Below are 24,699 nucleotides of genomic sequence, written 5' to 3'. Positions count from 1 at the left end.
CCCTTTAAAGATGGCTGGTCACTGTAATTTGCTGTTCGGTAAACAAGGCGCGTAGCTGGCGAGCAAAGTGCAGAGCATGTGCGCCATCACCATGTAAGCACACGGTTTGCGCCTTCACGGCGATCCACTCGCCAGCGAGCGTGCGCACTTTGCCCGCTGTCACCATGGTCAAGGTCTGCTGCAGCGCCTGGATCGCGTCTTCCAGCACCGCACCGGGCTGTGAACGTGGCACTAATGCACCGTTGGCCTGATAGGCGCGATCGGCAAACACTTCTTCCCGTGTCACCAGGCCATGATGCGCGGCGGCACGGATGGATTCGCTGCCCGCCAGGCCGACCAAAATCAAGCGGGGATCGACCGCCAGCACCGCTCGGGCAATGGCATCGGCCAGCACAGCATCTTCTGCCGCCTGGTTATACAGCATGCCGTGGGGCTTCACGTGGAGCAGCCGCTGCCCCTGGCTTTCCGCCAGGCTTTTCAAGGCCCCCACCTGGTAAACCACCTGAGCGAATACCGTCTCTGCGGCTAGCTGCATGGCGCTACGACCAAAATTTTCCCGATCGGGAAAGGAGGGATGCGCTCCAATCGCCACGCCATACTCCGCCGCCCAGCGAACCGATTGCAGCATGGTTTCGGCATCTCCGGCATGGAAACCACAGGCGATGTTGGCCGAACTGACTAACTGAAGCAGCTCACGATCGCAGGCCGCGCCCTCACCCAGATCCGCATTGAGATCAATTTTCACGCGCTAACCCCCATGCCATGCTGCGTAGCGCCCTTTCCTGCTCGCGTCGGGCCTGCATCGCTTCCGCCAGCGTGCAGGGAATAAAGTGGATCGGCTCGCCAAGGCGCACCTGAGCCAGTTGATACAGATCGGCTTCGATAACACAGGCGATACGCGGATAGCCCCCGGTGGTCTGTGCATCCGCCATTAATACAATCGGCTGACCGTTGGGCGGCACTTGCACCACGCCTGGTACCAGACCATGAGATAACAACTCTCGCGAGGTTTGCCGTTGCAATACCTCCCCTTTCAGGCGATAGCCCATACGGTTGCTCTGTGGGCTGAGCTGCCAGGCTGAACGCCAGAATGCCTGCTGCATCTCTGGGCTGAACTCGGCATATTCAGGCCCCGGTAAGGCGCGAATACGATTACTCCACAGCAACTGACGCACGCCCACCTGACGCGATAACTGACGCGAAGGTGGATTCAGCGGGAGTTTGTCACCCTCGACAAGTTTACGGCCCTGCCAGCCGCCAAAACCGGCTTTTAAGTCGGTGCTGAAGGAGTCCAGCACCGGCTCGACGGCAAACCCACCGTGGATCGCCAGATAACTGCGCATGCCATGCTCGGAGTGAGCCAGCGTGAGCACCTGCCCCTTTTTCACCGGTGTGCGCCAGCCGGTCCATACCGGCTTGCCATCAAGATCGGCATTACAACTGGCCCCGGTCAGGGCAAACCAACCCGATCGCTGGAAACGCGCCTTGAACTGACCCAGCACAATTTCCAGCACAGCACTGTGCTCATCGTTAGCGACCAGCATATTGGCCGTGCGCATCGCGGGTTCATCCAGCACGCCCCCGAGGCTAATGCCTGACTGCCGCCAGCCCTTACGCCCGCTGTCCTGCAACGTTGAGCTCAATCCAGGCCGTAAAATGGTTAACATATGCCCTCCTGCTGCGGCACGAAGCGCACGCTATCCCCCGGACGCAGTAGCGTCGGTGGCGTCTGTGTGGGATCGAAAAGGGCCAGTGAAGTCTGACCAATCAGCTGCCAGCCGCCGGGCGTAGCCAGCGGATAGACACCGGTCTGACTGCCGCCAATCCCCACGGAGCCCGTGGGAACCAGCAATCGCGGCTCGGCACGACGCGGGCTGTGTAAACGGCTATCCAGACCGCCAAGATAGGGGAAACCCGGCTGGAAACCGATAAAATAGACCACGTAATCCACACTACTGTGCAGCTCAACGACCTGCTGTGGCGTGAGATTGGCGTGGCTGGCAACCTGCGCTAAATCCGGCCCGGCTGCACCACCATACACCACCGGGATTTCCACCCGGCGCGACGCTGGCAGTTGCTCTTCACTCGCTTCCCACCAGGCCTGTAAAAGCGCAGTCGCATCCAGCTCGCTGTGCTGTGGCTGACGCAGAATCACGGTCACATTGTTCATGCCGGGGATGACTTCTGTCACCTGCTCATTGCCTTGTAACTGCTGGCATAGCCCCCAGATTCGCTGCTGGCTTTGCAGCGACAACGGCGGCTCCAGTTCCAGTACTACCGCCCGCTCACCGAGCAAATAACAACGCGGTCGTTGCATCCTTCTCTCCGATCGTGGCGCGGGCCAACCCCGCGTCGGTTTCAACGTTAGCATTACTGTTGCGGATGAGGTCAGAAAGTGTCAACCGTTTTGCGCCTGCATCACCGCAGGCGCAAGGGAACATCAGGCCGGATTGGGGATATCAATAAACGTCACATCAAGACCATAGGCATCAGCCAGCCACTCGCCCAGCGCTTTGATCCCGGCGCGTTCAGTGGCGTGGTGCCCGGCTGCAAAGAAGTGCAGACCCTGTTCGCGGGCGCTGTGAATGGTCTGCTCTGAGACTTCACCGGTGATGTATGCATCAACGCCAAACGCGGCCGCATTGTCGATGAAACCCTGTCCGCCGCCGCTGCACCAGGCGACACGTTTGATCTCTGCCGGTGCGTTGTCTCCACAGTGCAGCGGTTCACGATCCAGCACCTGGGAAATTCGCGCGGCCAGCGCTTCACCACTCAGCGGCGTTTTCAGTTCGCCCCAGAATACCAGCGGCATCACTTCACCTTTGACCTCGATATCCAGCATCTTAGCTAACTGGGCGTTGTTGCCCAGATGGGGATGCGCATCAAGCGGCAGGTGCCAGCCATAGAGGTTAATATCGTTCACCAGCAAGGTACGCAGGCGCTGGCGCTTCATTCCTTTGATCACCGGCGCTTCGCTTTTCCAGAAGTAACCGTGGTGCACCATGATGGCATCTGCCCCGTGCGCCACCGCAGCATCCAGCAACGCCTGGCTGGCGGTGACGCCAGTGACGATTTTTTTCACCTCAGCACGGCCTTCAACCTGTAAGCCGTTGGGGGCGTAATCGCTGAAGCTGCTGCTGTTCAGCTGCTGGTTAACGATATGCTCTAATTCAAACTGATTCATAACTGCTCCGTCCTCACTTCAGGCGGCATTTTTTGCCCGCTCGAAGGCGTCTAATGTTTTTTTACGTGCTTCCTTATGTTCCACGATTGGCGACGGATAATCGAGTGTGCAGCGATTTTTCTTCGCCCAGACATCAGGCTGATGGATCGCGCTGTCAGGGACATGGGCCAATTCCGGCAGCCACTGGCGAATAAACGCCCCCTTGGGATCAAAGCGTTCGCCCTGTGTTGTCGGGTTGAAGATACGAAAATAGGGAGCCGCATCGGTGCCGGTAGAAGCGGCCCACTGCCAACCGCCGTTGTTGGCCGCCAGGTCGCCATCAATCAGCTGCTGCATGAAATAGCGCTCACCTTCACGCCAGTCAATCAGCAGATCCTTCACCAGGAAACTGGCGACGATCATGCGCAGTCGGTTGTGCATCCAGCCCAATTGATTGAGTTGTCGCATCGCCGCATCGACAATCGGATAGCCCGTCTTGCCCGCTTGCCATGCCGCCAGATGCGCTGCGTTCTGCTGCCACTGCACCTGGCGCGTCCAGTGAATAAACGGCTGGTGCTTGCACAGCGCGGGCCAGGCGACCATTAAATGGCGATAGAATTCGCGCCAGATCAGCTCATTGAGCCAGACCATCGGCTTTTCATCATCCAGTGCAGCGGGGTGCTCTTTTAGTACCCGGTGCAGACACTGCCGGGGTGAAAGGACCCCGGTGGCGAGGTAGACAGAAAGTCGGCTGGTGCCATCCACCGCCGGTTTATCTCGTTCGGCGGCATAATCCATCACCCCCTGGGTCGCAAAATGCCGCAGCTGTTTGAGGGCAGCTGCTTCCCCCGGCGGGAATAAATCGTGATCAAAGCACGCCTGCTGATAGGTGAATTTTGCGATGGTTTTAGTCTTGAGTGGCGCACCGCTGCGCGCTTTAGGCGCGGGGACACACTCCGGTAAGTGCTGCTGCAAGCGGCGAACAAAAGCCCGACTGAAAGGCGTAAAGACTTTGTACATTTCATTATTGCCGGTGCGCACACTGCCTGGCGGTAATAGCAGGCTATCGTCAAACCCCTGACAAATCACGCCTGCGGCATCAAGGCGCTTTTCCGCGGCCACATCCCGCTCACGCTCGTTCACTTCATATTGATAGTTGTAAAACAGGTTATCCACCTGCTGTTCCTGACAAAACGCCGCCAGGTAGTCAATCGAGGCGGCAAAATCATCACATTGATGGGTAAACAGTTCGATACCGCGTTCACACAGCGACCCCTGCAGTAATTCCAGGCTCTCAAAAATAAAGGCGGCCTGTTTAGGCGCCATATCATGCTGTTGCCACTGCTGCTCAGTGGCAATAAACAGGGCAATCACGCGGGCGTGAGCGTCTCGGCAGGCAGCATGCAGCGCCAGATTATCGTTGATGCGAAGGTCATTACGTAACCAGACCAGATGCGTAGTCATCATTTATTGTCCATAACGAAGGCGCAGTGCTTCCGGGTAAGGTTCAAAATAGCGCTGTTGTGCCAGCCACGGATGCGGATATTGCGCCATATAGTGTTTGAGCATGGTGATCGGCACCAGTAGCGGCTGTAAGCCACAGCGGTAGCGATCGATCAGATCGGCCAGTTCCTGCCGTTGTGGAGAACTTAGCTGGCGGCGGAAATAACCCTGAACATGCATCAGTACATTGGTGTGGTTGGTGCGGGTGGCAGGATGGCTTAGCAGATGCATCAGGCGATTACGGTACTCAACCGCAAACGCATCCAGCGAATTCCACTGGCCGATACTGGCGACAAACGGCCCTAACTGCCGATATTCCGGTTGAGAATGGGACAGCAGCAGGAGTTTGTAGCGGCTGTGGAACGCGATCAAACCGGCGCGCGTCAGCCCTTGCTGCCACATTTGATTGAATTCATGTAAGGCACAAATGCGGGAGACGAAGTTCTCACGCAGTACCGGGTCGTGTAACCGGCCATCTTCTTCCAGCGGCAACCAGGGCATCTCGCGTTGCAGCATTTCAGTGAACAGACCCGTACCCGCTTTACGATTATTGTTACTTTCTGGCTCATATACGCGCACGCGCTCCATGCCACAACTGGGTGATTTCGCACACAGAATATAGCCGCAGAGGTGGTGCAGGGATTTCACGCGCTCAGCTGACCAGCTGCGCATCGCATCGGTCACTTCACTGCCGCCCTCTTTGCTGAAACACAGGTGCACTTCATCCTGCTGTTTCACCAGCCGCAGCGCCGGACGCGGGACCGGCAGCCCAATCGACATCTCAGGGCACACGGGTTCATAACGCACAAACGGTGCCAGCTCATCGGTGGCAAAACTCAGACGTTTGTGTCCGCCATCAAAACGCACCTGCTCGCCCAACAGGCAGGCACTAATACCCACAGGAATATGATTTGCCATACTTGTACAACCTCCATAGCCTTGTACAAGTTTAAGTGTAGCCTGGTCTGCGAAGATTTACAGCAGGTCGTTACCCGCGGCACAAAAGAAAACGGCCACCCGCAGGCAGCCGTTGTATCCAGCAATGATTTGTTCTGTCAGGCGTTTTTCAACACTTCACTGACAATTTCTACCGCTTCTTTCTCGATTTGCTGACGATGTTCAGCGCCGAGGAAACTTTCACAGTAGATTTTGTACGCGTCTTCTGTGCCAGAAGGACGAGCGGCAAACCAGCCGTTTTTGGTCATCACTTTCAGGCCGCCAATGGATGCGCCGTTACCTGGTGCCGCCGTCAGACGTGCAGTGATCGGGTCACCTGCCAGAGTATCGGCACTCACCATTTCCGGTGAAAGCTTAGACAGTGCAGCCTTCTGCGCGGAGGTTGCCGCAGCCTGCAAACGGTTGTAGCTCGGCGCGCCAAAACGCTGCGCCAGCTCATCATAGTGCTGCTGTGGATTTTTACCGGTTACTGCGGTGATTTCCGCCGCTAACAGGCAAAGGATGATGCCGTCTTTGTCCGTCGACCAGGCTGAGCCGTCGAAGCGCAGGAACGAAGCCCCGGCACTCTCTTCGCCACCAAAGCCAAAGCTGCCATCAAACAGGCCATCCACAAACCACTTAAAGCCCACCGGCACTTCAACCAGCTTACGGCCAATATCTTCAACAACGCGGTCAATCATGGCGCTGGAGACCAGGGTTTTACCCACGGCAACCTCTTTGCCCCACTGCGGACGGTGCTGGAACAGATAGTTGATCGCCACGGCCAGATAGTGGTTCGGGTTCATCAGCCCTGCCGGGGTGACAATGCCATGACGGTCGTAGTCGGGATCGTTACCGAAGGCGAGATCGAACTTGTCTTTATAGGCCAGCAAACCGGCCATCGCGCACTCTGACGAACAGTCCATGCGTACGACGCCATCTTTATCCAGATGCATAAAGCGGAAGGTCTGGTCGATCGCATCGTTAACGATGGTGATATCCAGCTTGTAATGCTCGGCAATGCGCTGCCAGTAGGCCATGCCTGATCCACCCAGTGGATCAACACCGATTTTCAAGCCCGCTTTTTGAATCGCCGGGAAATCAATCACCTGTGCCAGGCCTTCAACGTAAGGCTGAATCAAATCCTGCTCAACGATGCGGCCACTCGCCCACGCCTGATCCAGTGGCAAGCGCTTAACGTCTTTCAGCTCACCTTTGATCAGTTGATTAGCACGATCTTCTACCACTTTCGTGACGTTGGTATCAGCCGGGCCGCCGTTTGGCGGATTGTACTTGATACCCCCATCTTCCGGTGGGTTGTGCGAAGGCGTGATAACAATACCGTCAGCCTGTGCGCCGCCACGTTTGTTATGTTCGAGAATGGCATTCGAGATAGCAGGGGTTGGCGTGTAGCCGTTGTCCTGTTGAACAATGACATCCACACCGTTCGCTGCCAGCACTTCCAGCACCGAGATGATGGCCGGCTCCGACAGCGCATGCGTATCTTTGCCGACATAACACGGACCGGTGATCCCGTTCTTTTGGCGATCTTCGGCAATCGCCTGGGCAATGGCCAGGATATGTTGCTCATTAAAGCTCTGACGCCCAGCGCTACCGCGGTGGCCGGAAGTGCCGAACTTCACCGCATGATCCGGATTGGCAGCATCGGGCTTAAGGACGTAGTACTGTGACGTTAATTGTGCAACGTTAATCAAATCGCTCTGACGGGCAGGTTGTCCTGCACGGGGGTGATTGGCCATTGGCGCTTCTCCCTGACGCTTCGGTTTAAATGGTGCCGCAAACTTTCTCTGTCAGTTCCGCCGGGAACTGCATTGCCAGCATAATATGCTCTACCATGCTGCATTTGCGACCGGTATTGGTATTGGTAATCACCCAGTACGGCGTGCCTGGCACGTGCTTCGGCTTCGTATGGGTGCCATTTTGCAACAGCGTCTGCTCATCACCCGCAAAATAGACACGAGTGCGCCCCTGCAGTGACGCAGAAGCATCGGAAAACGCTTGTGGATCAAGACGATACAGCGTTGACAAAATCAGCATAAAGCGGTTAACCGCTTTTTTCTGCTCGGCATACTCATCTGACAACAGTAATTCACGCACCGCACGTACGCGATCCTGTGGCCCTTTGCGCGTCTCTTTTGGTGCAATGCTTTCTGCCGGGCGGCTGACCGCAGCAACAGGCGCTGCTTGCCCAGGCGTAAATTTAAGCATCCGCCGTAAAATGTCAGAGGCGCTCTCCCCAATGTGTTGAGTATGGCTGGCAATGTAGCGGTAGAGATCTTCGTCAACTTCAATCGTTTTCATCTTGGTCCGTATCGTTCTTGCTCATGACAGAACCGACCAACCGCATACAGAGTTAAGAAAAATCTGGCCTGTACACGCCGGGAACGGGTTCTAACATCAGGATTATAAAGTTAAATTCAGGTGGGTCGAAAGTCTTCAAACCGATTAACCGCAAAAGTCAGAATATCACCCAATTGCACGCTAGCCCCCCGAAATCGTGGAAGCATGATACCCTAAGGCAAGGTCACAACCGTAAAGAACTTTGCCATGATTTTGAACGCTCGTCTGCAAACTGAACAATCGACTGCTGATTCTCTCCCTATTCTGCTAATTCATGGCCTGTTTGGTAGCCTGGACAACCTCGGCGGCCTGGCGCGCGGCCTGAAAAACGATCGCCCCCTGATTCAGGTGGATGTGCGTAATCACGGCCTTTCGCCACGAAGCGAAGAGATGAACTACCGCGCCATGGCACAGGACATGTTCGACACGCTGGACCACCTGGGTATTGATCGGGTTTCCGTCATTGGCCACTCCATGGGCGGAAAGATTGCCATGACCATGAGCGCCATTGCCCCTGAGCGTGTCGAGCAGCTCGTGATGATCGACATTGCGCCAGTGGATTATCAAACCCGACGTCATGATGAAATTTTCGCGGCAATTCGCGCCGTGACCGCGGCAGGTATCGTTTCCCGCAGCGAGGCGGCGCAGTTGATGCGCGAACGCTTGCCTGAAGAGGGCGTGATTCAGTTCCTGTTGAAGTCATTCCAGGAGGGCGAGTGGCGCTTCAATGTGCCGGTACTCTGGGATAACTACAGCACGATTTCTGGCTGGGAAGAGATTCCCGCCTGGCCTGAGCCAGCGCTGTTTATTCGCGGCAGTGAATCACCGTATCTGGATAATCGCTACCGTGATGCCCTGTTACGTCAGTTCCCGGCCGCCCATGCGTATGTCATCAGCGGAGCCGGACACTGGGTTCATGCAGAAAAACCCGAAGCGGTACTGCGTAGCGTGCGGCGATTTTTTGCACTTTAACAGCAATTGCTTGCCGACCAGTGGTTTAGGGTTGGCGTACGCCGCCAGGCTAGAGTATGATGGCGCGCTAAAATTTCAGGCCATGCTCGGTGAGTAGGCCTGAATGATACCTAAATAAACATCGCGCAGTGTGCGCCCATTCAGTTTCACAGAGTCATGGCTAAAGAAAACACTGATCGTACCACGCTCGATCTGTTTGCCGATGAGCGCCGCCCCGGTCGTCCCAAGACCAGCCCGCTTTCGCGCGATGAGCAACTGCGTATCAATAAGCGCAACCAGTTAAAACGCGATAAGGTGCGCGGATTGCGCCGTGTCGAACTTAAACTGAACAGTGAAGCCGTTGAAGCACTGAACACCCTTGCTGAGCTTCGCAACATCAGTCGTAGCGAATTAATTGAACAAATTCTGCTGGCGCAACTCAAAGCAGCGGATGAGTAGAAACCGCACGCAGTAACACAAACCAGGGGCTGATAAAGTACCGCCCCTCTCCCCGGTCTGCTATCATTCGCACAATTACGCAGGCATACACATTTATCCCACAATCCGGATGTAAGAGGTTTTTTATCCATGGCAATCGTAGGCATCTTCTTTGGCAGCGATACCGGCAACACTGAAAATATTGCGAAAATGATCCAGAAGCAGCTGGGCAAAGACGTTGCTGACGTGCACGACATCGCTAAAAGTACCAAAGAAGATCTGGAAGGTTACGACATTCTGTTGCTGGGTATTCCTACCTGGTACTACGGCGAAGCACAGTGTGACTGGGACGATTTCTTCCCGACGCTGGAAGAAGTGGACTGCAACGGCAAACTGGTTGCGCTGTTTGGCTGCGGCGATCAGGAAGATTACGCTGAATACTTCTGTGATGCGTTGGGCACCATCCGTGACATCATCGAGCCGAACGGTGCGGTGATTGTCGGCAACTGGCCAACCGAAGGCTACCACTTTGAAGCCTCTAAAGGCCTGGCCGATGACAAACACTTCCTCGGTCTGTGCATCGATGAAGATCGCCAGCCAGAATTGACTAACCAACGCGTTGACGGCTGGGTGAAGCAAATTAAAGATGAACTGCATTTAGACGCGATCATCAACGCCTGATGTGCCTTTTTCCATCAATGTGAGCGCTGGCTCACATTGATAGAAAGGAAACAGCGATAGAAATAATAGCCACACGTTTTTTATTTTCACCTGCAACACTGTACAATACCCACAACGGTCATCCGCCTATTCTCCTCCTGGATTGCAGGACAGCGGAACAACCGACATCTGATGCTCCACCTCTGGCTCAAGACTCTTCGCCTTACAGCCTGTGTTGATTTATCCGGTGTTCGGGTTTTCATTTTGCTGCGTCGGTTCTATAATGAGACGCAAATGAGAATAGCGCGTGACCAACATTCAAGGCCAAGTGCCACAAAGTGACTCGCTAAGTAACAGGACAATATCCGCATGACTGACAACAACTCCGCATTGAAGAAGGCAGGCCTGAAAGTCACGCTTCCACGACTGAAAATTCTGGAAGTGCTTCAGGAACCTGCATGCCATCATGTCAGTGCGGAAGATTTGTACAAACGTCTGATCGATATCGGCGAAGAGATTGGCCTCGCAACCGTTTATCGCGTTCTTAACCAATTCGACGATGCTGGCATTGTCACCCGTCACAACTTTGAAGGTGGCAAGTCTGTTTTCGAACTGACTCAGCAGCAGCACCACGATCACCTGATCTGCCTGGACTGCGGTAAAGTGATTGAGTTCAGCGATGAATCCATCGAGACCCGCCAGAAAGATATCGCGACGCGTCACGGTATTAAACTGACCAACCACAGCCTGTACCTGTATGGTCACTGTGCGTCTGGTGACTGCCGTGAAGATGAAACACTGCACAACGATTAATCTTTGATGCAGTAAAAAACCCGCCACTTCGGCGGGTTTTTTTTATCTCTTTAGACCACTCGGGTCTCTTGCAGGTAGCGCCAGCGCGGCACGCGCGAGCTAAAATCCAGCACCGCAACAGCGATGCGGCTATGGCTTTCACCATTCATCATCTGTATTTCGCGGTATTGCACCGTCACTTCTTTTTCGTGCGATGAAATCAAACGATGCTCGCAGGTTGCGATGCGCATGCCCTCTCTCGCCCCTTGCAGACGGCGAAACAGCGCTTCAGTATCATTAAAATTTAACGCCGCACCTTGTGGTGTCACCATGGTAAATTCCGGGTGAAAGTGCGAGAGAAACAGTGACATAGCATCTGAATCGTTGGAGTGATTAAAAATTTGTTCGATCAGTTGGTGCAACTCCACAACACTATGGCGAGCTTCCTGAGCAAGAGATGTCATTTTCCTTACGACTTCCTGTTATGAATGAACTTTATGGCTCCCAGCCTACCGAAATCTTGCCTGTTTGCCTCAGAGAATACCTAAATTGCGTGAATATCAGACAACGCCCATCCTGCAGATAAAAAAAACGCCTGAAATCAGGCGTTTTTTTCATTCAGCGATTACTCGCCCGCTTTTGCCCAGGTATCACGCAGGCCAACCGTACGGTTGAACACCAGATGACCCGGTTTGCTGTAGACGCTGTCGGCACAGAAGTAGCCTTCGCGTTCGAACTGGTAAGGTGCGCTGACTACCGCATCAGCCAGGCTCGCTTCAACGAAGCCCTGCTTGATTTGCAGAGAATCAGGGTTGATCGCGGTGAGGAAGTCCTCTTCCGCACCCGGATTCGCTACGCTAAACAGACGGTCGTACAGGCGAATTTCTGCTGGCAGCGCATGCTGCGCTGAAACCCAGTGGATCACGCCTTTCACTTTGCGTCCGTCAGCCGGATCTTTGCTCAACGTATCGAGATCAACCGAGCAGTACACCGTAGTGATATTGCCTGCGTCATCTTTCTCAACGCGATCGGCACGGATCACGTAAGCATTACGCAGACGTACTTCCTTGCCCAGCACCAGACGTTTGTACTGTTTGTTGGCTTCTTCACGGAAATCCGCGCGATCAATCCACACTTCATGGCTGAATGGCACTTCACGCGTACCCATTTCTGGTTTATTAGGATGGTTAGGCATCGTAATAATTTCAGCGTGATCGGCTGGCAGGTTTTCCAGTACCACTTTGATCGGATCGATAACGGCCATAGCACGCGGTGCATTTTCGTTGAGATCGTCACGAATGCAGGACTCCAGCGACGCCATCTCTACGATGTTGTCCTGTTTAGTCACACCAATCCGGCGGCAAAACTCACGAATAGAGGCGGCACTGTACCCACGACGACGCAGACCAGAAACGGTCAGCATACGTGGATCATCCCAGCTCTCGACCACATTTTCGCTCACCAGCTGCGTCAGCTTGCGCTTCGACATCACGGCGTATTCGAGGTTAAGACGAGAGAACTCGTACTGACGCGGGTGCACCGGAATCGTGATGTTATCCAGCACCCAGTCATACAGGCGGCGGTTATCCTGGAACTCCAGCGTACACAGCGAGTGCGTAATGCCTTCCAGCGCATCAGAAATACAGTGGGTAAAGTCGTACATCGGGTAGATGCACCACTTTTCACCGGTCTGGTGGTGTTCAGCGAACTTGATGCGGTACAGCACTGGATCGCGCAGCACGATAAAGCTGGAAGCCATATCAATTTTGGCACGCAGGCAGGCTTTACCTTCAGCAAAACCACCGCTGCGCATTTTTTCGAACAGGGCGAGGTTCTCTTCCACGCTGCGATCGCGGTACGGGCTGTTTTTACCCGGCGCGGTCAGCGAGCCACGGTATTCGCGAATCTCATCAGCCGACAGTTCATCAACATAGGCCAGGCCTTTGTTGATCAGTTCAACCGCATACTGATGCAGCTGATCAAAATAGTCAGAGGAATAGCGTACATTGCCGCTCCACGCGAAGCCAAGCCACTCTACGTCACGCTTGATGGATTCAACGAACTCCATGTCTTCTTTTACTGGGTTGGTGTCGTCGAAACGCAGGTTGCACTGACCTTGATAGTCTTGTGCGATGCCAAAGTTCAGGCAGATAGATTTCGCATGACCAATATGCAGATAGCCATTGGGTTCAGGCGGGAAACGGGTATGCACGCTGTTGTGCTTACCGCTCGCCAAATCTTCGTCGATGATCTGACGAATAAAGTTCGTTGGGCGGGCTTCAGCCTCACTCATCTCAAAAATCCTCAATACAAAGCTAATGATGGCATCACGAATTAACGGATTATGATCCACAAAGCGCCGTCGGGAAACAACCTGTTTGTGTGGGCTTGCGAATAAAAAAGGCAGGAATCGCTTCCTGCCTTGCGGGAAACTGCGGGGAAATTAACCTTTAACTTCAAACAGCGGCGTTTTGCCCGCTTCAACCTGGCCACGCGCCAGAAGATTCAGCCCAACAAACTCGTCGCTGTTGCTGACCACGACCGGGCTGACCATGGAACGCGCGTTAGCATTTAACCAGGCAAGATCCATCTCCAGCACCGGCTGGCCGGCGGTGACGACGGCATCTTCTTCCACCAAGCGGGTAAAGCCTTTGCCATCAAGTGCCACGGTATCCAGCCCCATATGCACCACGATTTGCACCCCGTTGTCGGTTTCAAGGCAGAACGCATGGTTGGTCGGGAAGATTTTCACGATGGTGCCGCCAATAGGCGCAACCACTAAACCATCACGCGGCTTAATTGCCAGACCTTCGCCTACGGCACCACTGGCGAAGGCTTCATCGGGCACATCTTCCAGCGTTACAATCACACCGCTTACGGGCGCCAGCAGTGTTGCGACCACCTTCCCTGCGCTGGCAGGTGCCGGTGCCGCTGCGGCCACAGGTGCAACCGGTGCCGTGGCAGGTGCGGCTTCAGCAGGTGCGACCGGGCCTTTCTGCAACACGCGCTTCATGGCATTGGCGATAATTTCGGCCTGCGTGCCGACAATAATCTGTACGCTCTGCTTGTTCAGGCGGATCACCCCGGAAGCGCCGAGTTTTTTCGCCAGACCTTCGTTCACCTGTGCCGCGTCTTTCACCGTCAGGCGCAGGCGGGTAATACAGGCATCAATCACCGAGAGGTTTTCTGAGCCACCCACGGCACCAATATAGCGGCGTGCCAGGTTTTCGGTTTTATTTTCACCGTTATCACTGTGCTCAACATTCACGTCATAGCCATCGCTTTCATCACCCGCCACTGACAGTTCGCGACCCGGCGTCAGCAGGTTGAAGCGCTTAATGGTGAAGCGGAACACGGTGTAGTAGATAAGTGAAAACACCACGCCTTGTGGAATCAACATGTACCAGTGCACTGCCAGCGGGTTACGCGTCGATAAGAACAGGTCGACTAAGCCCGCACTGAAACCAAAACCGGCAATCCAGTGCATTTGCGCGGCGATAAACACGGAAATACCGGTCAGTACTGCATGAATCAGATACAACACCGGGGCGACGAACATGAAGGAGAATTCCAGCGGTTCGGTAATACCGGTAAAGAAGGAAGCAAAGGCGGCTGCCAGCATGATACTGCCGACTTTGACCCGGTTTTCCGGACGAGCGCAGTGATAAATGGCCAGGGCTGCACCCGGTAAACCAAACATCATCACCGGGAAGAAGCCCGCCTGATAACGGCCGGTAATGCCAGGGATGCCCGAACCATCGGCGATAGACTGCGCGGCACCGAGGAATTTAGGAATATCGTTGATGCCCGCTACATCAAACCAGAACACCGAATTCAGGGCGTGATGCAGACCAACCGGAATCAGCAGACGGTTGAAGAAGGCGTAAATCCCGGCCCCGACTGACCCCAGTTTCTGAATGTGCTCACCAAAGCTGACCAGACCGCTAAAGATCACTGGCCACACGTACATCAGTACAAATGCGACGGCGATCATCAGGAAAGAGACCAGAATCGGCACCAGACGACGGCCACTAAAGAAAGCCAGTGCCTTAGGTAACTCAACGTGGCTGGTGCGGTTATACACCTCCGCCGAGATAATCCCCACCATGATGCCGATAAACTGGGTGTTAATTTTACCGAATGCGGCGGGCACCTGGTCGAGAGGGATTTTTTGAATCATCGACACAGCAGCAGGTGAACAGAGCGTTGTCACCACGAGGAAACCGACGTAGCCCGTCAGCGCGGCTGCACCGTCTTTGTCTTTTGACATGCCGTAGGCGACACCAATGGCAAACAGCACCGCCATGTTGTCGATAATCGCCGAACCCGACTTGATGAACAGCGCTGCCAGTGCATTGCTTTGTCCCCAGCCAGTAGGATCAATCCAGTACCCCACTCCCATCAGGATGGCGGCCGCAGGCAAGGTGGCAACCGGCACCATAAGAGAGCGCCCGACTCTCTGTAAGTAACTTAACATTGATATTTTTCCCCTTGAGACAAGCTGTTATCACGGCATCGATCAGGATGATGACCAGCTGGCATTTTGTATGACATAACAGTACTGGTGAAGAATTGTAAAGAGTATTTAATTCGCTTCGCAAATTAAATACTCACCATCTGTGATAATTATCACCATAAAACGATAATAACCACCAACAGTGCTAGAAAAACCACCCAGCTTATTTTATGATGCGAAATATCTGGTCGTACCCATCCAGGCAACATGACGTACACTGTAAATGCCCGCGATGGCCGCGCCACCACCGCTTTCATTTTAAACGTTGAGGCCAAACATGAGACTAATTCCCCTCGCCACACCAACCCAGGTAGGAAAATGGGCCGCTCGCCACATTGTTAACCGCATCAATGCGTTTAATCCCACCGCAGAGCGTCCTTTTGTCCTCGGTTTACCGACTGGCGGCACCCCACTGGAAGCATACAAACACCTTATTGAGATGCATAAATCAGGCCAGGTTAGCTTCCGCCACGTGGTGACGTTCAATATGGATGAGTACGTCGGCCTGCCTAAAGAGCACCCGGAAAGCTATCACAGCTTCATGTACCGTAACTTTTTCGATCATGTCGACATCCAGCCGGAAAATATCAATCTTCTCAATGGCAATGCGCCGGACATTGACGCAGAATGTCGCCGCTATGAAGAAAAGATCCGCGCACTGGGTAAAATTCATCTGTTTATGGGGGGCGTAGGCAACGACGGTCACATCGCGTTTAATGAACCTGCTTCCTCGCTGGCTTCCCGCACCCGTATCAAAACGCTGACCCATGAAACCCGCGTCGCCAACTCGCGCTTTTTCAATGGCAACGTCGATTTAGTGCCTAAATATGCCCTTACTGTGGGCGTCGGCACGCTGTTGGATGCCGAAGAGGTGATGATTCTGGTGATTGGCCAGGTCAAAGCGCTAGCATTGCAGGCTGCGGTCGAAGGGAACGTCAACCATATGTGGACCATCAGCTGCTTACAGTTGCATGCAAAATCCGTGGTGGTGTGTGATGAACCCGCGACCCTGGAGCTGAAAGTCAAAACCGTGAAATATTTCCGCGAAATGGAAGCGGAAAACATAAAAAACGTATAACGCCGCCTAGTGCCGTGATACAGAAAGGATTAAGCCGGGAGAAAATGATGTACGCATTCGTTAATGGCCGAATTTATACCGGCTATGAAGTACTTGATAATCATGCTGTAGTTATTGCGGACGGTCTGATCGAACGCGTCTGCCCCGTTGCAGACCTTCCGCCACAGGTGGAACAGCGCGATGTTTCAGGCGCGTCCATCGCTCCCGGATTTATCGATCTGCAACTCAACGGCTGCGGCGGTGTGCAATTCAACGATGATATCAATGCGCTGAGCGTTGAAACGTTGTCGATTATGCAGCGCGCCAACGAAAAGTCGGGCTGTACCAGCTTCCTGCCAACGTTGATCACCAGCCGTGATGAACTGATGGTACGCGCCATTGAAACCATGCGTAGCTGGCTGCAACACCATCAGAATCAGGCGCTTGGCCTGCACCTTGAAGGCCCGTGGTTAAACAAAGGCAAAAAGGGCACGCACGATCCCGCCTTGATCCGCCAGCCCGATCCCGCATTAGTGCAGTACCTCTGCGACAACGCGGATGTGATCAGCAAAGTGACGCTGGCACCGGAAAATGTCTCACCGGAAGTGATTCGCCAGCTGACGGCGGCGGGGATTATGGTTTCAGCAGGCCACTCATGCGCCACCTATGAGCAAGCCGTTACGGGTTTTCGTGCGGGCGTCACCTTCGCGACCCATCTCTATAACGCCATGCCGACCTTTGCTGGCCGTGAACCGGGTCTGATCGGTGCGCTGTTTGATTCACCGGATGTTTATTGCGGCATTATTGCAGATGGTTTGCATGTCCATTACGCTAACGTACGTAACGCAAAGAAAATCAAAGGCGACAAACTGGTGCTGGTGACGGATGCCACCGCCCCGGCAGGCGCGCAGATTGAAAAGTTCATCTTTGCGGGCAAAACCATATACTATCGTGACGGACTGTGTGTAGATGAAAACGGTACGCTAAGCGGTTCCGCTTTGACCATGATTGAAGCGGTGCGCAACAGCGTAGAACATGTCGGTATCGCTCTGGATGAAGCGTTACGCATGGCTACCCTCTACCCGGCACGAGCAATGGGCGTGGAACAACGTCTGGGGTCGGTGAGCGAAGGAAAAGTCGCTAACCTCACGCTGTTCACGCGCGACTACAAAATCATCAAGACGTTGGTCAATGGAGACGACGTCCTCAGCGAGTAATTACGGAATGACCACTGGCGGCCAGGCACAAATAGGAAATGTCGATCTTGTTAAACAACTCAATAGCGCCGCCGTTTACCGGCTGATTGACCAACAAGGCCCCATCTCCCGGATCCAAATTGCGGAACTGAGCCAGCTCGCCCCCGCCAGCGTCACGAAAATTACTCGCCAGCTTCTTGAACGTGGTTTGATTAAAGAAGTCGATCAGCAGGCGTCCACCGGTGGACGCCGCCCTATCTCCATCATCACCGAAACACGCCATTTTCACACCATTGCTATTCGCCTTGGGCGTAACGACGCCACGCTGTCGCTGTATGATCTGAGCGGTAAATCGCTGGCGCTGGAAGATTACCCCCTGCCCGAGCGCACGCAGGAGACACTGGAAGCAGCCCTGTTCCGCGCAATTGAACAGTTCATTGCCCAGCATCAGCGTAAAATTCATCAGTTGATTGCCATTGCGGTGATCCTGCCTGGGTTGGTCGATCCGATTAATGGCGTGATCCGCTATATGCCCCACATCAGCGTCAACCAGTGGCCGCTGGTCGCTAATCTGACGACGCGCTTTAACGTCAAAAGTTTTGTCGGCCATGATATTCGCAGCCTGGCGCTGGCCGAGCACTATTTTGGCGCAAGCCGCGACTGCGCGGACTCCATTCTGGTGCGCCTGCATCGCGGTACCGGTGCCGGTATTATTACCAACGGACAGATATTTCTCGGTAGCAACGGCAATGTGGGGGAGATTGGCCATATTCAGGTCGATCCGTTGGGTGAGCGCTGTCACTGTGGCAACTTTGGCTGCCTTGAGACCATTGCGGCCAACGGTGCCATTGAAAGTCGGGTGCGCAATCTGATTAATCAGGGCTACCCCACCTCCCTGACGCTGGACAATTGCCAGATGCCACAGATTTGTAAAGCCGCCAATCAGGGCGATGCGCTGGCGTGTGAAGTGGTTGAGTATGTTGGTCGCTATCTCGGCAAAGCCATCGCCATTGCGATTAACTTGTTTAATCCGCAGAAAATCGTGCTGGCGGGAGAGATCACCGAGGCAGAAAAAGTGCTGTTCCCGGCCATTGCGGGCTGCATCAATACCCAGTCACTGGAAGCTTTCCGCCGCAATCTGCCGGTGGTGCGCTCCGAACTCGATCACCGTTCCGCTATCGGTGCCTTTGCACTGGCTAAACGCGCCATGCTAAATGGCCTGTTGCTGGTACATCTGATGGAAAACTAACAGAGCTTCCTCTTATTACCAGAGGCCGCCGGGCTCGGCGGTTTCTCTGGTTCAAACGTGAACACATTGCCCATCTCATCGGCGATGAAATCACCACAAACGCCAAAAAATTGCATAATCAGCAAAAATTAATGCGATTCATTGCGTTTTATCTAAAAATTCAGCCTCCGTGATAATCTTTTTCTCAATCGCCTCTATTTGTTCTTGCATTACCTCCCCCAGATAGCGCATTTTCTTATACATCACGCAGTCATTCACTGCCGGACAAGCAAAAAATACATCACTGTTAGGTGAGTTCAGGAGTCAGATATGTGTTCTATTTTTGGTGTGCTGGATCTGAAAACCGATCCTGTTGAACTGCGCAAAAAAGCGCTGGAGTGTTCTCGTCTGATGCGTCACCGTGGCCCGGACTGGTCAGGTGTATTCGCTGATGATAAGGCTATTCTGGTACACGAGCGCTTATCGATTGTTGACGTTAACAACGGCGCACAGCCGCTGTACAACGCTGACCACACCCATGTACTGGCCGTGAACGGTGAAATCTACAACCATCAGGCACTGCGTGCAGAGCTGAGCGATCGCTATGCGTTCCAGACCGGTTCTGACTGCGAAGTTATCCTCGCGCTGTATCAGGAAAAAGGCCTCGACTTCCTCGACGACCTGCAAGGGATGTTCGCCTTTATCCTGTGGGATAGCGTCAAGCAGCAATACCTGATTGGCCGTGACCATATCGGTATCATCCCGCTGTATATGGGCAATGATGAGCACGGAAACCTGTTTGTCGCATCAGAAATGAAGGCGTTGGTGCCGGTCTGCCGCACCATCAAAGAGTTCCCACCGGGAAGCTTCCTGTCCAGCACCGATGGTGAGATCCGTCGCTACTGGCAGCGTGACTGGATGGACTTCGCGGCCGTTGCCGAGAACACCACCGATGCCGCTGGCCTGAAACACGCGCTGGAAGAGTCAGTAAAAAGCCACCTGATGTCAGACGTGCCTTACGGCGTCCTGCTCTCTGGCGGCCTTGACTCCTCTATCATCTCTGCCGTCACCAAGCGCTTTGCCGCTAAACGTGTAGAAGATGAAGACAAAACCGATGCCTGGTGGCCACAGCTGCACTCCTTCGCCGTGGGCCTGGAAGGTTCACCGGATCTGAAAGCGGCTAAATCTGTCGCAGAGCATTTGGGCACCGTACACCATGAAATCCACTTCACCGTGCAGGAAGGCCTCGATGCGATTCGCGATGTGATTTATCACATTGAAACTTACGATGTCACCACGATCCGTGCATCAACGCCGATGTATTTGATGTCACGTAAGATTAAAGCGATGGGCATCAAAATGGTGCTGTCGGGTGAAGGTGCTGACGAAGTGTTTGGTGGCTATCTCTATTTCCACAAAGCCCCGAACGCCAAAGAGTTCCATGAAGAGAACGTGCGTAAACTGCTGGCGCTGCATATGTTTGACTGTGCGCGTGCCAACAAAGCGATGTCAGCCTGGGGTGTAGAAGCACGTGTACCGTTCCTGGATAAAAAATTCCTCGACGTTGCCATGCGCATTAACCCAGAAGACAAGCTGTGTGGCAGCAACGGTAAGATGGAAAAACACATCCTGCGTGAGTGCTTCTCTTCTTACCTGCCAGAAAGCGTTGCATGGCGTCAGAAAGAGCAGTTCTCTGATGGTGTCGGCTATAGCTGGATCGATACCTTGAAAGAAGTGGCTGCGAAGCAGATCAGCGATCAGCAATTGGCAACCGCGCACTTCCGTTTCCCATACAACACGCCAACTTCAAAAGAGGGCTACCTGTACCGTGAAATCTTTGAAGAGCTGTTCCCGGTAGCCAGTGCCGCTGAGTGTGTGCCTGGTGGTCCATCTGTGGCTTGTTCATCAGCAAAAGCCATTGAATGGGATGAAGCATTCAAAACCATGGACGATCCTTCAGGCCGTGCGGTGGGTGTCCACCAGTCTGCCTACTGATAAGTCACTTCTTCTGCATAGCGGGTCCTACGGGACCCGTTTTTTTTGCGCGCTATTTTTATCGGATCACCGGTTATTTCCCTGTTTTGCTGGAGTAATCTGCAATTATTGCTGAATTATTCGGCGTAGTGGTTACAAGCCAGACAATCAGTCACATTCTGAGGAAAAACGTCAAAAAACTTGTTGACGCTACAAGGCTCAATACGCATAATGCGCCCCGCAACGCCGATGAAGGCAGCGAGAAAAAAGATGGCTACGTAGCTCAGCTGGTTAGAGCACATCACTCATAATGATGGGGTCACAGGTTCAAATCCCGTCGTAGCCACCATCTTTTTTCATGCATGCGGGAGTGGCGAAATTGGTAGACGCACCAGATTTAGGTTCTGGCGCCGCAAGGTGTGCGAGTTCAAGTCTCGCCTCCCGCACCATTTCTTCATAGGCAGCAGTTGGGGTATCGCCAAGCGGTAAGGCACCGGTTTTTGATACCGGCATTCCCTGGTTCGAATCCAGGTACCCCAGCCACTTTTTTTCGATGTACTCATAGTTTGAGTAAACTGGTGGGGTATCGCCAAGCGGTAAGGCACCGGTTTTTGATACCGGCATTCCCTGGTTCGAATCCAGGTACCCCAGCCAACATCGAAAGGGTTCGTGTAGTAAAGCAGTAATTATGGCTACGTAGCTCAGCTGGTTAGAGCACATCACTCATAATGATGGGGTCACAGGTTCAAATCCCGTCGTAGCCACCAAATTTTTGGGGTGTCGCCAAGCGGTAAGGCACTGGTTTCTGATACCAGCATTCCGGGGTTCGAATCCCTGCACCCCAGCCATACAAAACAATTTGACTGAAACACCTTTTGGGGTGTCGCCAAGCGGTAAGGCACTGGTTTCTGATACCAGCATTCCGGGGTTCGAATCCCTGCACCCCAGCCAAATTGACAATAAAGCCCACCTCGTGTGGGCTTTGTTGTTTTTGTCGTTTACACAATAAAAAAACTGAACGGCCTGTGGCGCGTTCAGTTTGATCGATTAGAGTCCTAAGGCATAACGCAGTGCCTGACGCTTGAGGACGCCAGAGTGCTCTGCGGCGATCAGTCCCAGATTACGCAGCACCTTTAATGGGCCAAGACGATTGCTGAACGAGAAATAGAACAGATCCATGCCCGCCTGCATCAAACCATTATCACGCTGGCGTTTACGCTGGTAGCGCAGCAGCACGGTTTCGCTGTGCCACTCTTCCGCCTGATCGCGTGCCGCCACGAGCACATCCAGCAAGGCATCAACATCACGATACCCCAGGTTTACGCCCTGCCCGGCCAGCGGATTAATGGTGTGTGCAGCATCGCCAATCAGCGCCAGCCCGGAGAGAACATAGCGCGTAGCGTGACGCCGTACCAGCGGGAATGATGCCGCCGCCGTCGCATGGATACGGCCTAAACGCGCAGGGAAAGCGCGAGCGATCTCCTTTTCCAGCTGTGGCATCGGCAGGCTTTGCAGTTGCCTGATGCGCGCTGGGCTGTCATACCACACCAGCGAGGCGCGATTATCAAACAGCGGTAAAAACGCTCTTGGCCCTTCTGGCGTAAACTGCTGCCAGGTGGCGTCGCCAGGCGCATGCTCGCAGCTCACGCTAATTAGCATACAAGACTGCGCGTAGCTCCAGCCATGGACGCCAATTTGCGCCCGCTGACGCACCTGAGAGTTGGCACCATCGGCCCCCACCACCAGACGCGTCTCAATCTGTTTGCCGCTTACCAGGCCTAAATGCCAGCCGCCGTTGTGCTGCTGCATCTGTTGCAACACCTCCGGGCAGAGCAACGTAATGCCCTGCGCTTGCATCTGTTCCCACAGCGCGCGTTGCAGGACGCTGTTCTCCACCATATAACCCAGCTCCGGCAGCCCGAGTGAAGCGGCATCAAAGGTCACATGTGCACTCTGCCACTCCCAGGTTTCCAGTTTTCGGTAGGGCGCGCTACGCATGGCCATGACGCGTGGCCACACTTCCAGTTGCTTAAGCAGATCGACGGAAGCACTGCCAATGGCGGAAATACGCACATCAGGCGCGCTTGTGGCCTCAAAGACAGCCGGTTCACTGCGCTCAATCACCGCAACGCGAAACCGTTGCGCCGCAAGGCCGCAGGCCAACGCTGCACCCACCATGCCGCCACCAACAATCACGACATCAAAGGCATTATCCTGCATTGCTTTTTCCTTCTTATTTTGCCCGGCAGGTATCAGAAATGACCGGGTAGATAGCGCAAAGTGTACCGTAAAACCGTGCCACAAACAGAAAAGCCCTGGCACTGGTCACAACACCAGCAAAGCATTACAATACGCGCCCCGCATTGCACTGAATCAATGGCTTATTCGACGATGAAAAAACTGTACATTAAAACCTGGGGCTGTCAGATGAATGAGTATGACTCATCCAGGATGGCTGACCTGCTCAACAGTACCCACGGCTATACTCTCGCCGAAGAAGCAGAAGATGCGGATGTCCTGCTCCTGAACACCTGCTCGATTCGTGAAAAAGCGCAAGAGAAAGTCTTCAACTTGTTAGGTCGCTGGAGACAGCTGAAAGAACGTAACCCTGATTTAATCATCGGCGTTGGCGGCTGTGTCGCCTCGCAGGAAGGGGAAAATCTGCGTCAGCGTGCCAACTGCGTAGATATCGTATTTGGCCCGCAAACCCTGCATCGCCTGCCAGAAATGATTAACCACGTCAGAGGCACAAAAAGCCCGGTGGTGGATATCACTTTCCCGGAAATCGAGAAATTCGACCGTCTGCCAGAACCGCGTGCAGAAGGCCCAGCGGCGTTTGTTTCCATCATGGAAGGCTGCAACAAATACTGTACTTTCTGCGTCGTACCATACACGCGCGGTGAAGAAGTGAGCCGTCCGAGTGATGACATTCTGCTGGAAATCGCTCAGCTCGCCGAACAGGGCGTACGTGAAGTGAACCTACTGGGGCAAAACGTGAATGCCTATCGCGGTGAAACCTTTGATGGTGAAACCTGCACCTTTGCCGATCTGCTGCGCCTTGTAGCGGCGATTGACGGTATTGACCGCATTCGTTTTACCACCAGCCACCCCATTGAGTTCACCGATGACATCATCGATGTCTACCGCGATACACCTGAGTTGGTGAGCTTCCTGCACCTGCCGGTGCAAAGTGGTGCAGACCGCATTCTGACGCTGATGAAACGTGCGCATACCGCGCTGGAGTATAAATCGATCATCCGCAAACTGCGGGCGGCACGCCCTGATATTCATATCAGCTCCGATTTTATTGTGGGCTTCCCCGGTGAAACGCAGCAGGACTTCGAGCAGACCATGAAACTGGTGGCGGATGTGAATTTCGACATGAGTTTCAGCTTTATTTACTCTGCACGCCCTGGCACGCCAGCCGCGGATCTGCCGGATGATGTCACCGAAGAGGAGAAAAAACAGCGTCTCTACATTCTGCAAGACCGCATTACTCAGCAAGCCATGTCCATGAGCCGCAAGATGATGGGCACCCACCAGCGAGTGCTGGTCGAAGGCCTGTCACGCAAGAATGTGATGGAACTGGCGGGCCGTACCGAGAATAGTCGTACGGTAAACTTCGAAGGCAGCCCGGAGCTGATCGGTAAGTTTGTTGACGTAGAAATTGTGGAGGTGCTGACCAACTCACTGCGTGGCAAAATCATCCGCACTGAAGATCAAATGGGCCTGCGCATCGCACAAAGCCCGGCGTCGGTGATTGCCCGCACCCGCAAAGAGAATGAGATCGGTGTTGGCCTCTACCAGCCTTGAAACCTCTGCGTATTTCTGGTGACAGCGCACAGGTGCTGTTGCCGTTTTACCGCCGTTGCACTTGCATTCCCACAACGCCGCCCAAATATGCTGTTTGAGGCTTGCGCCTGT

General features: G+C 54.0%; 21 protein-coding genes and 7 tRNA genes. 16 read left to right on the top strand and 12 right to left on the bottom strand.

Annotated elements, in window-relative coordinates; genetic code table 11:
* Positions 1-4 precede the first annotated feature (4 nt).
* The 8 genes from pxpA to seqA all read right to left on the bottom strand — a co-directional run bounded on the left by pxpA (position 5) and on the right by seqA (position 7,924).
* A complete protein-coding gene (pxpA, locus tag B880_RS0108155; protein WP_017346897.1) occupies positions 5-745 on the bottom strand; it encodes a 5-oxoprolinase subunit PxpA in 741 nt (246 codons plus the stop codon).
* A complete protein-coding gene (pxpC, locus tag B880_RS0108150; protein WP_017346896.1) occupies positions 735-1,667 on the bottom strand; it encodes a 5-oxoprolinase subunit PxpC in 933 nt (310 codons plus the stop codon). Before pxpC ends, pxpA begins: the two co-directional genes overlap by 11 nt.
* Complete coding sequence (pxpB, locus tag B880_RS0108145) at positions 1,661-2,317, bottom strand: 5-oxoprolinase subunit PxpB (RefSeq protein WP_026042494.1); 657 nt, start codon at positions 2,315-2,317, stop codon at positions 1,661-1,663. Before pxpB ends, pxpC begins: the two co-directional genes overlap by 7 nt.
* Before the next feature lie 123 nt (positions 2,318-2,440).
* Entirely contained in the window at positions 2,441-3,184 is a 744-nt protein-coding gene (locus B880_RS0108140; RefSeq protein ID WP_017346894.1) for a type 2 GTP cyclohydrolase I, read from the bottom strand.
* A gap of 18 nt (positions 3,185-3,202) precedes the next feature.
* Entirely contained in the window at positions 3,203-4,627 is a 1,425-nt protein-coding gene (gene phrB / locus B880_RS0108135; protein WP_026042493.1) for a deoxyribodipyrimidine photo-lyase, read from the bottom strand.
* A 3-nt stretch (positions 4,628-4,630) separates the two neighbouring features.
* A complete protein-coding gene (locus B880_RS0108130; protein WP_017346892.1) occupies positions 4,631-5,584 on the bottom strand; it encodes a YbgA family protein in 954 nt (317 codons plus the stop codon).
* Positions 5,585-5,721: 137 nt separating this feature from the next.
* Entirely contained in the window at positions 5,722-7,362 is a 1,641-nt protein-coding gene (gene pgm / locus B880_RS0108125; RefSeq protein ID WP_017346891.1) for a phosphoglucomutase (alpha-D-glucose-1,6-bisphosphate-dependent), read from the bottom strand.
* Positions 7,363-7,387: 25 nt separating this feature from the next.
* Entirely contained in the window at positions 7,388-7,924 is a 537-nt protein-coding gene (seqA, locus tag B880_RS0108120) for a replication initiation negative regulator SeqA (protein WP_017346890.1), read from the bottom strand.
* Between the two features lie 246 nt (positions 7,925-8,170).
* Here seqA and ybfF point away from each other — a divergent pair, with 246 nt between their 5' ends.
* From ybfF to fur, 4 genes are all read left to right on the top strand, one after another.
* The gene (ybfF, locus tag B880_RS0108115) at positions 8,171-8,935 is read left to right on the top strand and encodes an esterase (RefSeq protein ID WP_017346889.1); all 765 of its coding nucleotides are present in this window, start codon (positions 8,171-8,173) and stop codon (positions 8,933-8,935) included.
* Between the two features lie 156 nt (positions 8,936-9,091).
* Positions 9,092-9,373: a LexA regulated protein gene (ybfE, locus tag B880_RS0108110; RefSeq protein WP_017346888.1), complete on the top strand. Its 282-nt coding sequence runs from the start codon at positions 9,092-9,094 to the stop codon at positions 9,371-9,373.
* A gap of 129 nt (positions 9,374-9,502) precedes the next feature.
* On the top strand, positions 9,503-10,033 hold the full coding sequence (gene fldA, locus B880_RS0108105) for a flavodoxin FldA (RefSeq protein ID WP_017346887.1): 531 nt from the start codon (positions 9,503-9,505) through the stop codon (positions 10,031-10,033).
* 348 nt (positions 10,034-10,381) lie between these two features.
* Positions 10,382-10,825: a ferric iron uptake transcriptional regulator gene (gene fur / locus B880_RS0108100; RefSeq protein WP_017346886.1), complete on the top strand. Its 444-nt coding sequence runs from the start codon at positions 10,382-10,384 to the stop codon at positions 10,823-10,825.
* Positions 10,826-10,875: 50 nt separating this feature from the next.
* Here fur and B880_RS0108095 read toward each other — a convergent pair whose 3' ends face one another.
* From B880_RS0108095 to nagE, 3 genes are all read right to left on the bottom strand, one after another.
* A complete protein-coding gene (locus B880_RS0108095; protein ID WP_017346885.1) occupies positions 10,876-11,268 on the bottom strand; it encodes a hypothetical protein in 393 nt (130 codons plus the stop codon).
* 161 nt (positions 11,269-11,429) lie between these two features.
* Positions 11,430-13,097, bottom strand: a complete 1,668-nt coding sequence (gene glnS / locus B880_RS0108090; protein WP_017346884.1) for a glutamine--tRNA ligase — start codon at positions 13,095-13,097, stop codon at positions 11,430-11,432.
* A 150-nt stretch (positions 13,098-13,247) separates the two neighbouring features.
* Entirely contained in the window at positions 13,248-15,281 is a 2,034-nt protein-coding gene (gene nagE / locus B880_RS0108085; RefSeq protein ID WP_026042492.1) for an N-acetylglucosamine-specific PTS transporter subunit IIBC, read from the bottom strand.
* Between the two features lie 316 nt (positions 15,282-15,597).
* On the opposite strand from nagE, the gene nagB reads away from it, so the two are divergent.
* The 11 genes from nagB to B880_RS0108020 all read left to right on the top strand — a co-directional run bounded on the left by nagB (position 15,598) and on the right by B880_RS0108020 (position 21,726).
* Positions 15,598-16,398, top strand: a complete 801-nt coding sequence (gene nagB, locus B880_RS0108080; protein ID WP_017346882.1) for a glucosamine-6-phosphate deaminase — start codon at positions 15,598-15,600, stop codon at positions 16,396-16,398.
* Between the two features lie 47 nt (positions 16,399-16,445).
* A complete protein-coding gene (gene nagA, locus B880_RS0108075) occupies positions 16,446-17,594 on the top strand; it encodes an N-acetylglucosamine-6-phosphate deacetylase (RefSeq protein ID WP_017346881.1) in 1,149 nt (382 codons plus the stop codon).
* A gap of 7 nt (positions 17,595-17,601) precedes the next feature.
* A complete protein-coding gene (nagC, locus tag B880_RS0108070) occupies positions 17,602-18,822 on the top strand; it encodes a DNA-binding transcriptional regulator NagC (protein WP_017346880.1) in 1,221 nt (406 codons plus the stop codon).
* A 309-nt stretch (positions 18,823-19,131) separates the two neighbouring features.
* Positions 19,132-20,796 carry an asparagine synthase B gene (gene asnB / locus B880_RS0108060; protein ID WP_017346878.1) on the top strand — a complete coding sequence of 555 codons (1,665 nt, stop codon included), beginning with the start codon at positions 19,132-19,134 and terminating at the stop codon, positions 20,794-20,796.
* A gap of 251 nt (positions 20,797-21,047) precedes the next feature.
* Positions 21,048-21,124 (top strand) — tRNA-Met (locus B880_RS0108050).
* 15 nt (positions 21,125-21,139) lie between these two features.
* A tRNA-Leu gene (locus B880_RS0108045) sits at positions 21,140-21,224 on the top strand.
* A 19-nt stretch (positions 21,225-21,243) separates the two neighbouring features.
* Positions 21,244-21,318: transfer RNA gene (locus tag B880_RS0108040), tRNA-Gln, on the top strand.
* 36 nt (positions 21,319-21,354) lie between these two features.
* Positions 21,355-21,429 (top strand) — tRNA-Gln (locus B880_RS0108035).
* 36 nt (positions 21,430-21,465) lie between these two features.
* Positions 21,466-21,542, top strand: a tRNA-Met gene (locus tag B880_RS0108030).
* 6 nt (positions 21,543-21,548) lie between these two features.
* Positions 21,549-21,623 (top strand) — tRNA-Gln (locus B880_RS0108025).
* A 28-nt stretch (positions 21,624-21,651) separates the two neighbouring features.
* Positions 21,652-21,726, top strand: a tRNA-Gln gene (locus B880_RS0108020).
* A gap of 96 nt (positions 21,727-21,822) precedes the next feature.
* On the opposite strand, the gene ubiF is transcribed toward B880_RS0108020, so the two are convergent.
* On the bottom strand, positions 21,823-22,995 hold the full coding sequence (gene ubiF / locus B880_RS0108015; protein WP_017346877.1) for a 3-demethoxyubiquinol 3-hydroxylase: 1,173 nt from the start codon (positions 22,993-22,995) through the stop codon (positions 21,823-21,825).
* A 171-nt stretch (positions 22,996-23,166) separates the two neighbouring features.
* Between ubiF and miaB the strand changes: the two genes are divergently transcribed.
* Positions 23,167-24,588: a tRNA (N6-isopentenyl adenosine(37)-C2)-methylthiotransferase MiaB gene (miaB, locus tag B880_RS0108010; protein ID WP_017346876.1), complete on the top strand. Its 1,422-nt coding sequence runs from the start codon at positions 23,167-23,169 to the stop codon at positions 24,586-24,588.
* Positions 24,589-24,699 lie beyond the last annotated feature (111 nt).

This window comes from Pantoea sp. A4 (genome assembly GCF_000295955.2).
Taxonomy (GTDB): Bacteria; Pseudomonadota; Gammaproteobacteria; order Enterobacterales; family Enterobacteriaceae; genus Pantoea; species Pantoea multigeneris.
Note: the sequence above shows the minus strand (reverse complement) of the source record. Positions and strands in the feature narration are given on the sequence as shown.

Coding starts and splice junctions, on each gene's coding strand:
- fur (WP_017346886.1), top strand. CDS start 10,382: ATGACTGACAACAACTCCGCATTGAAGAAGGCAGGCCTGAAAGTCACG.
- B880_RS0108095 (WP_017346885.1), bottom strand. CDS start 11,268: ATGACATCTCTTGCTCAGGAAGCTCGCCATAGTGTTGTGGAGTTGCAC.
- pgm (WP_017346891.1), bottom strand. CDS start 7,362: ATGGCCAATCACCCCCGTGCAGGACAACCTGCCCGTCAGAGCGATTTG.
- pxpC (WP_017346896.1), bottom strand. CDS start 1,667: ATGTTAACCATTTTACGGCCTGGATTGAGCTCAACGTTGCAGGACAGC.
- ybfE (WP_017346888.1), top strand. CDS start 9,092: ATGGCTAAAGAAAACACTGATCGTACCACGCTCGATCTGTTTGCCGAT.
- nagA (WP_017346881.1), top strand. CDS start 16,446: ATGTACGCATTCGTTAATGGCCGAATTTATACCGGCTATGAAGTACTT.
- phrB (WP_026042493.1), bottom strand. CDS start 4,627: ATGACTACGCATCTGGTCTGGTTACGTAATGACCTTCGCATCAACGAT.
- fldA (WP_017346887.1), top strand. CDS start 9,503: ATGGCAATCGTAGGCATCTTCTTTGGCAGCGATACCGGCAACACTGAA.
- B880_RS0108140 (WP_017346894.1), bottom strand. CDS start 3,184: ATGAATCAGTTTGAATTAGAGCATATCGTTAACCAGCAGCTGAACAGC.
- nagB (WP_017346882.1), top strand. CDS start 15,598: ATGAGACTAATTCCCCTCGCCACACCAACCCAGGTAGGAAAATGGGCC.
- B880_RS0108130 (WP_017346892.1), bottom strand. CDS start 5,584: ATGGCAAATCATATTCCTGTGGGTATTAGTGCCTGCCTGTTGGGCGAG.
- nagE (WP_026042492.1), bottom strand. CDS start 15,281: ATGTTAAGTTACTTACAGAGAGTCGGGCGCTCTCTTATGGTGCCGGTT.
- nagC (WP_017346880.1), top strand. CDS start 17,602: ATGACCACTGGCGGCCAGGCACAAATAGGAAATGTCGATCTTGTTAAA.
- ubiF (WP_017346877.1), bottom strand. CDS start 22,995: ATGCAGGATAATGCCTTTGATGTCGTGATTGTTGGTGGCGGCATGGTG.
- ybfF (WP_017346889.1), top strand. CDS start 8,171: ATGATTTTGAACGCTCGTCTGCAAACTGAACAATCGACTGCTGATTCT.
- glnS (WP_017346884.1), bottom strand. CDS start 13,097: ATGAGTGAGGCTGAAGCCCGCCCAACGAACTTTATTCGTCAGATCATC.
- pxpB (WP_026042494.1), bottom strand. CDS start 2,317: ATGCAACGACCGCGTTGTTATTTGCTCGGTGAGCGGGCGGTAGTACTG.
- asnB (WP_017346878.1), top strand. CDS start 19,132: ATGTGTTCTATTTTTGGTGTGCTGGATCTGAAAACCGATCCTGTTGAA.
- seqA (WP_017346890.1), bottom strand. CDS start 7,924: ATGAAAACGATTGAAGTTGACGAAGATCTCTACCGCTACATTGCCAGC.
- miaB (WP_017346876.1), top strand. CDS start 23,167: ATGAAAAAACTGTACATTAAAACCTGGGGCTGTCAGATGAATGAGTAT.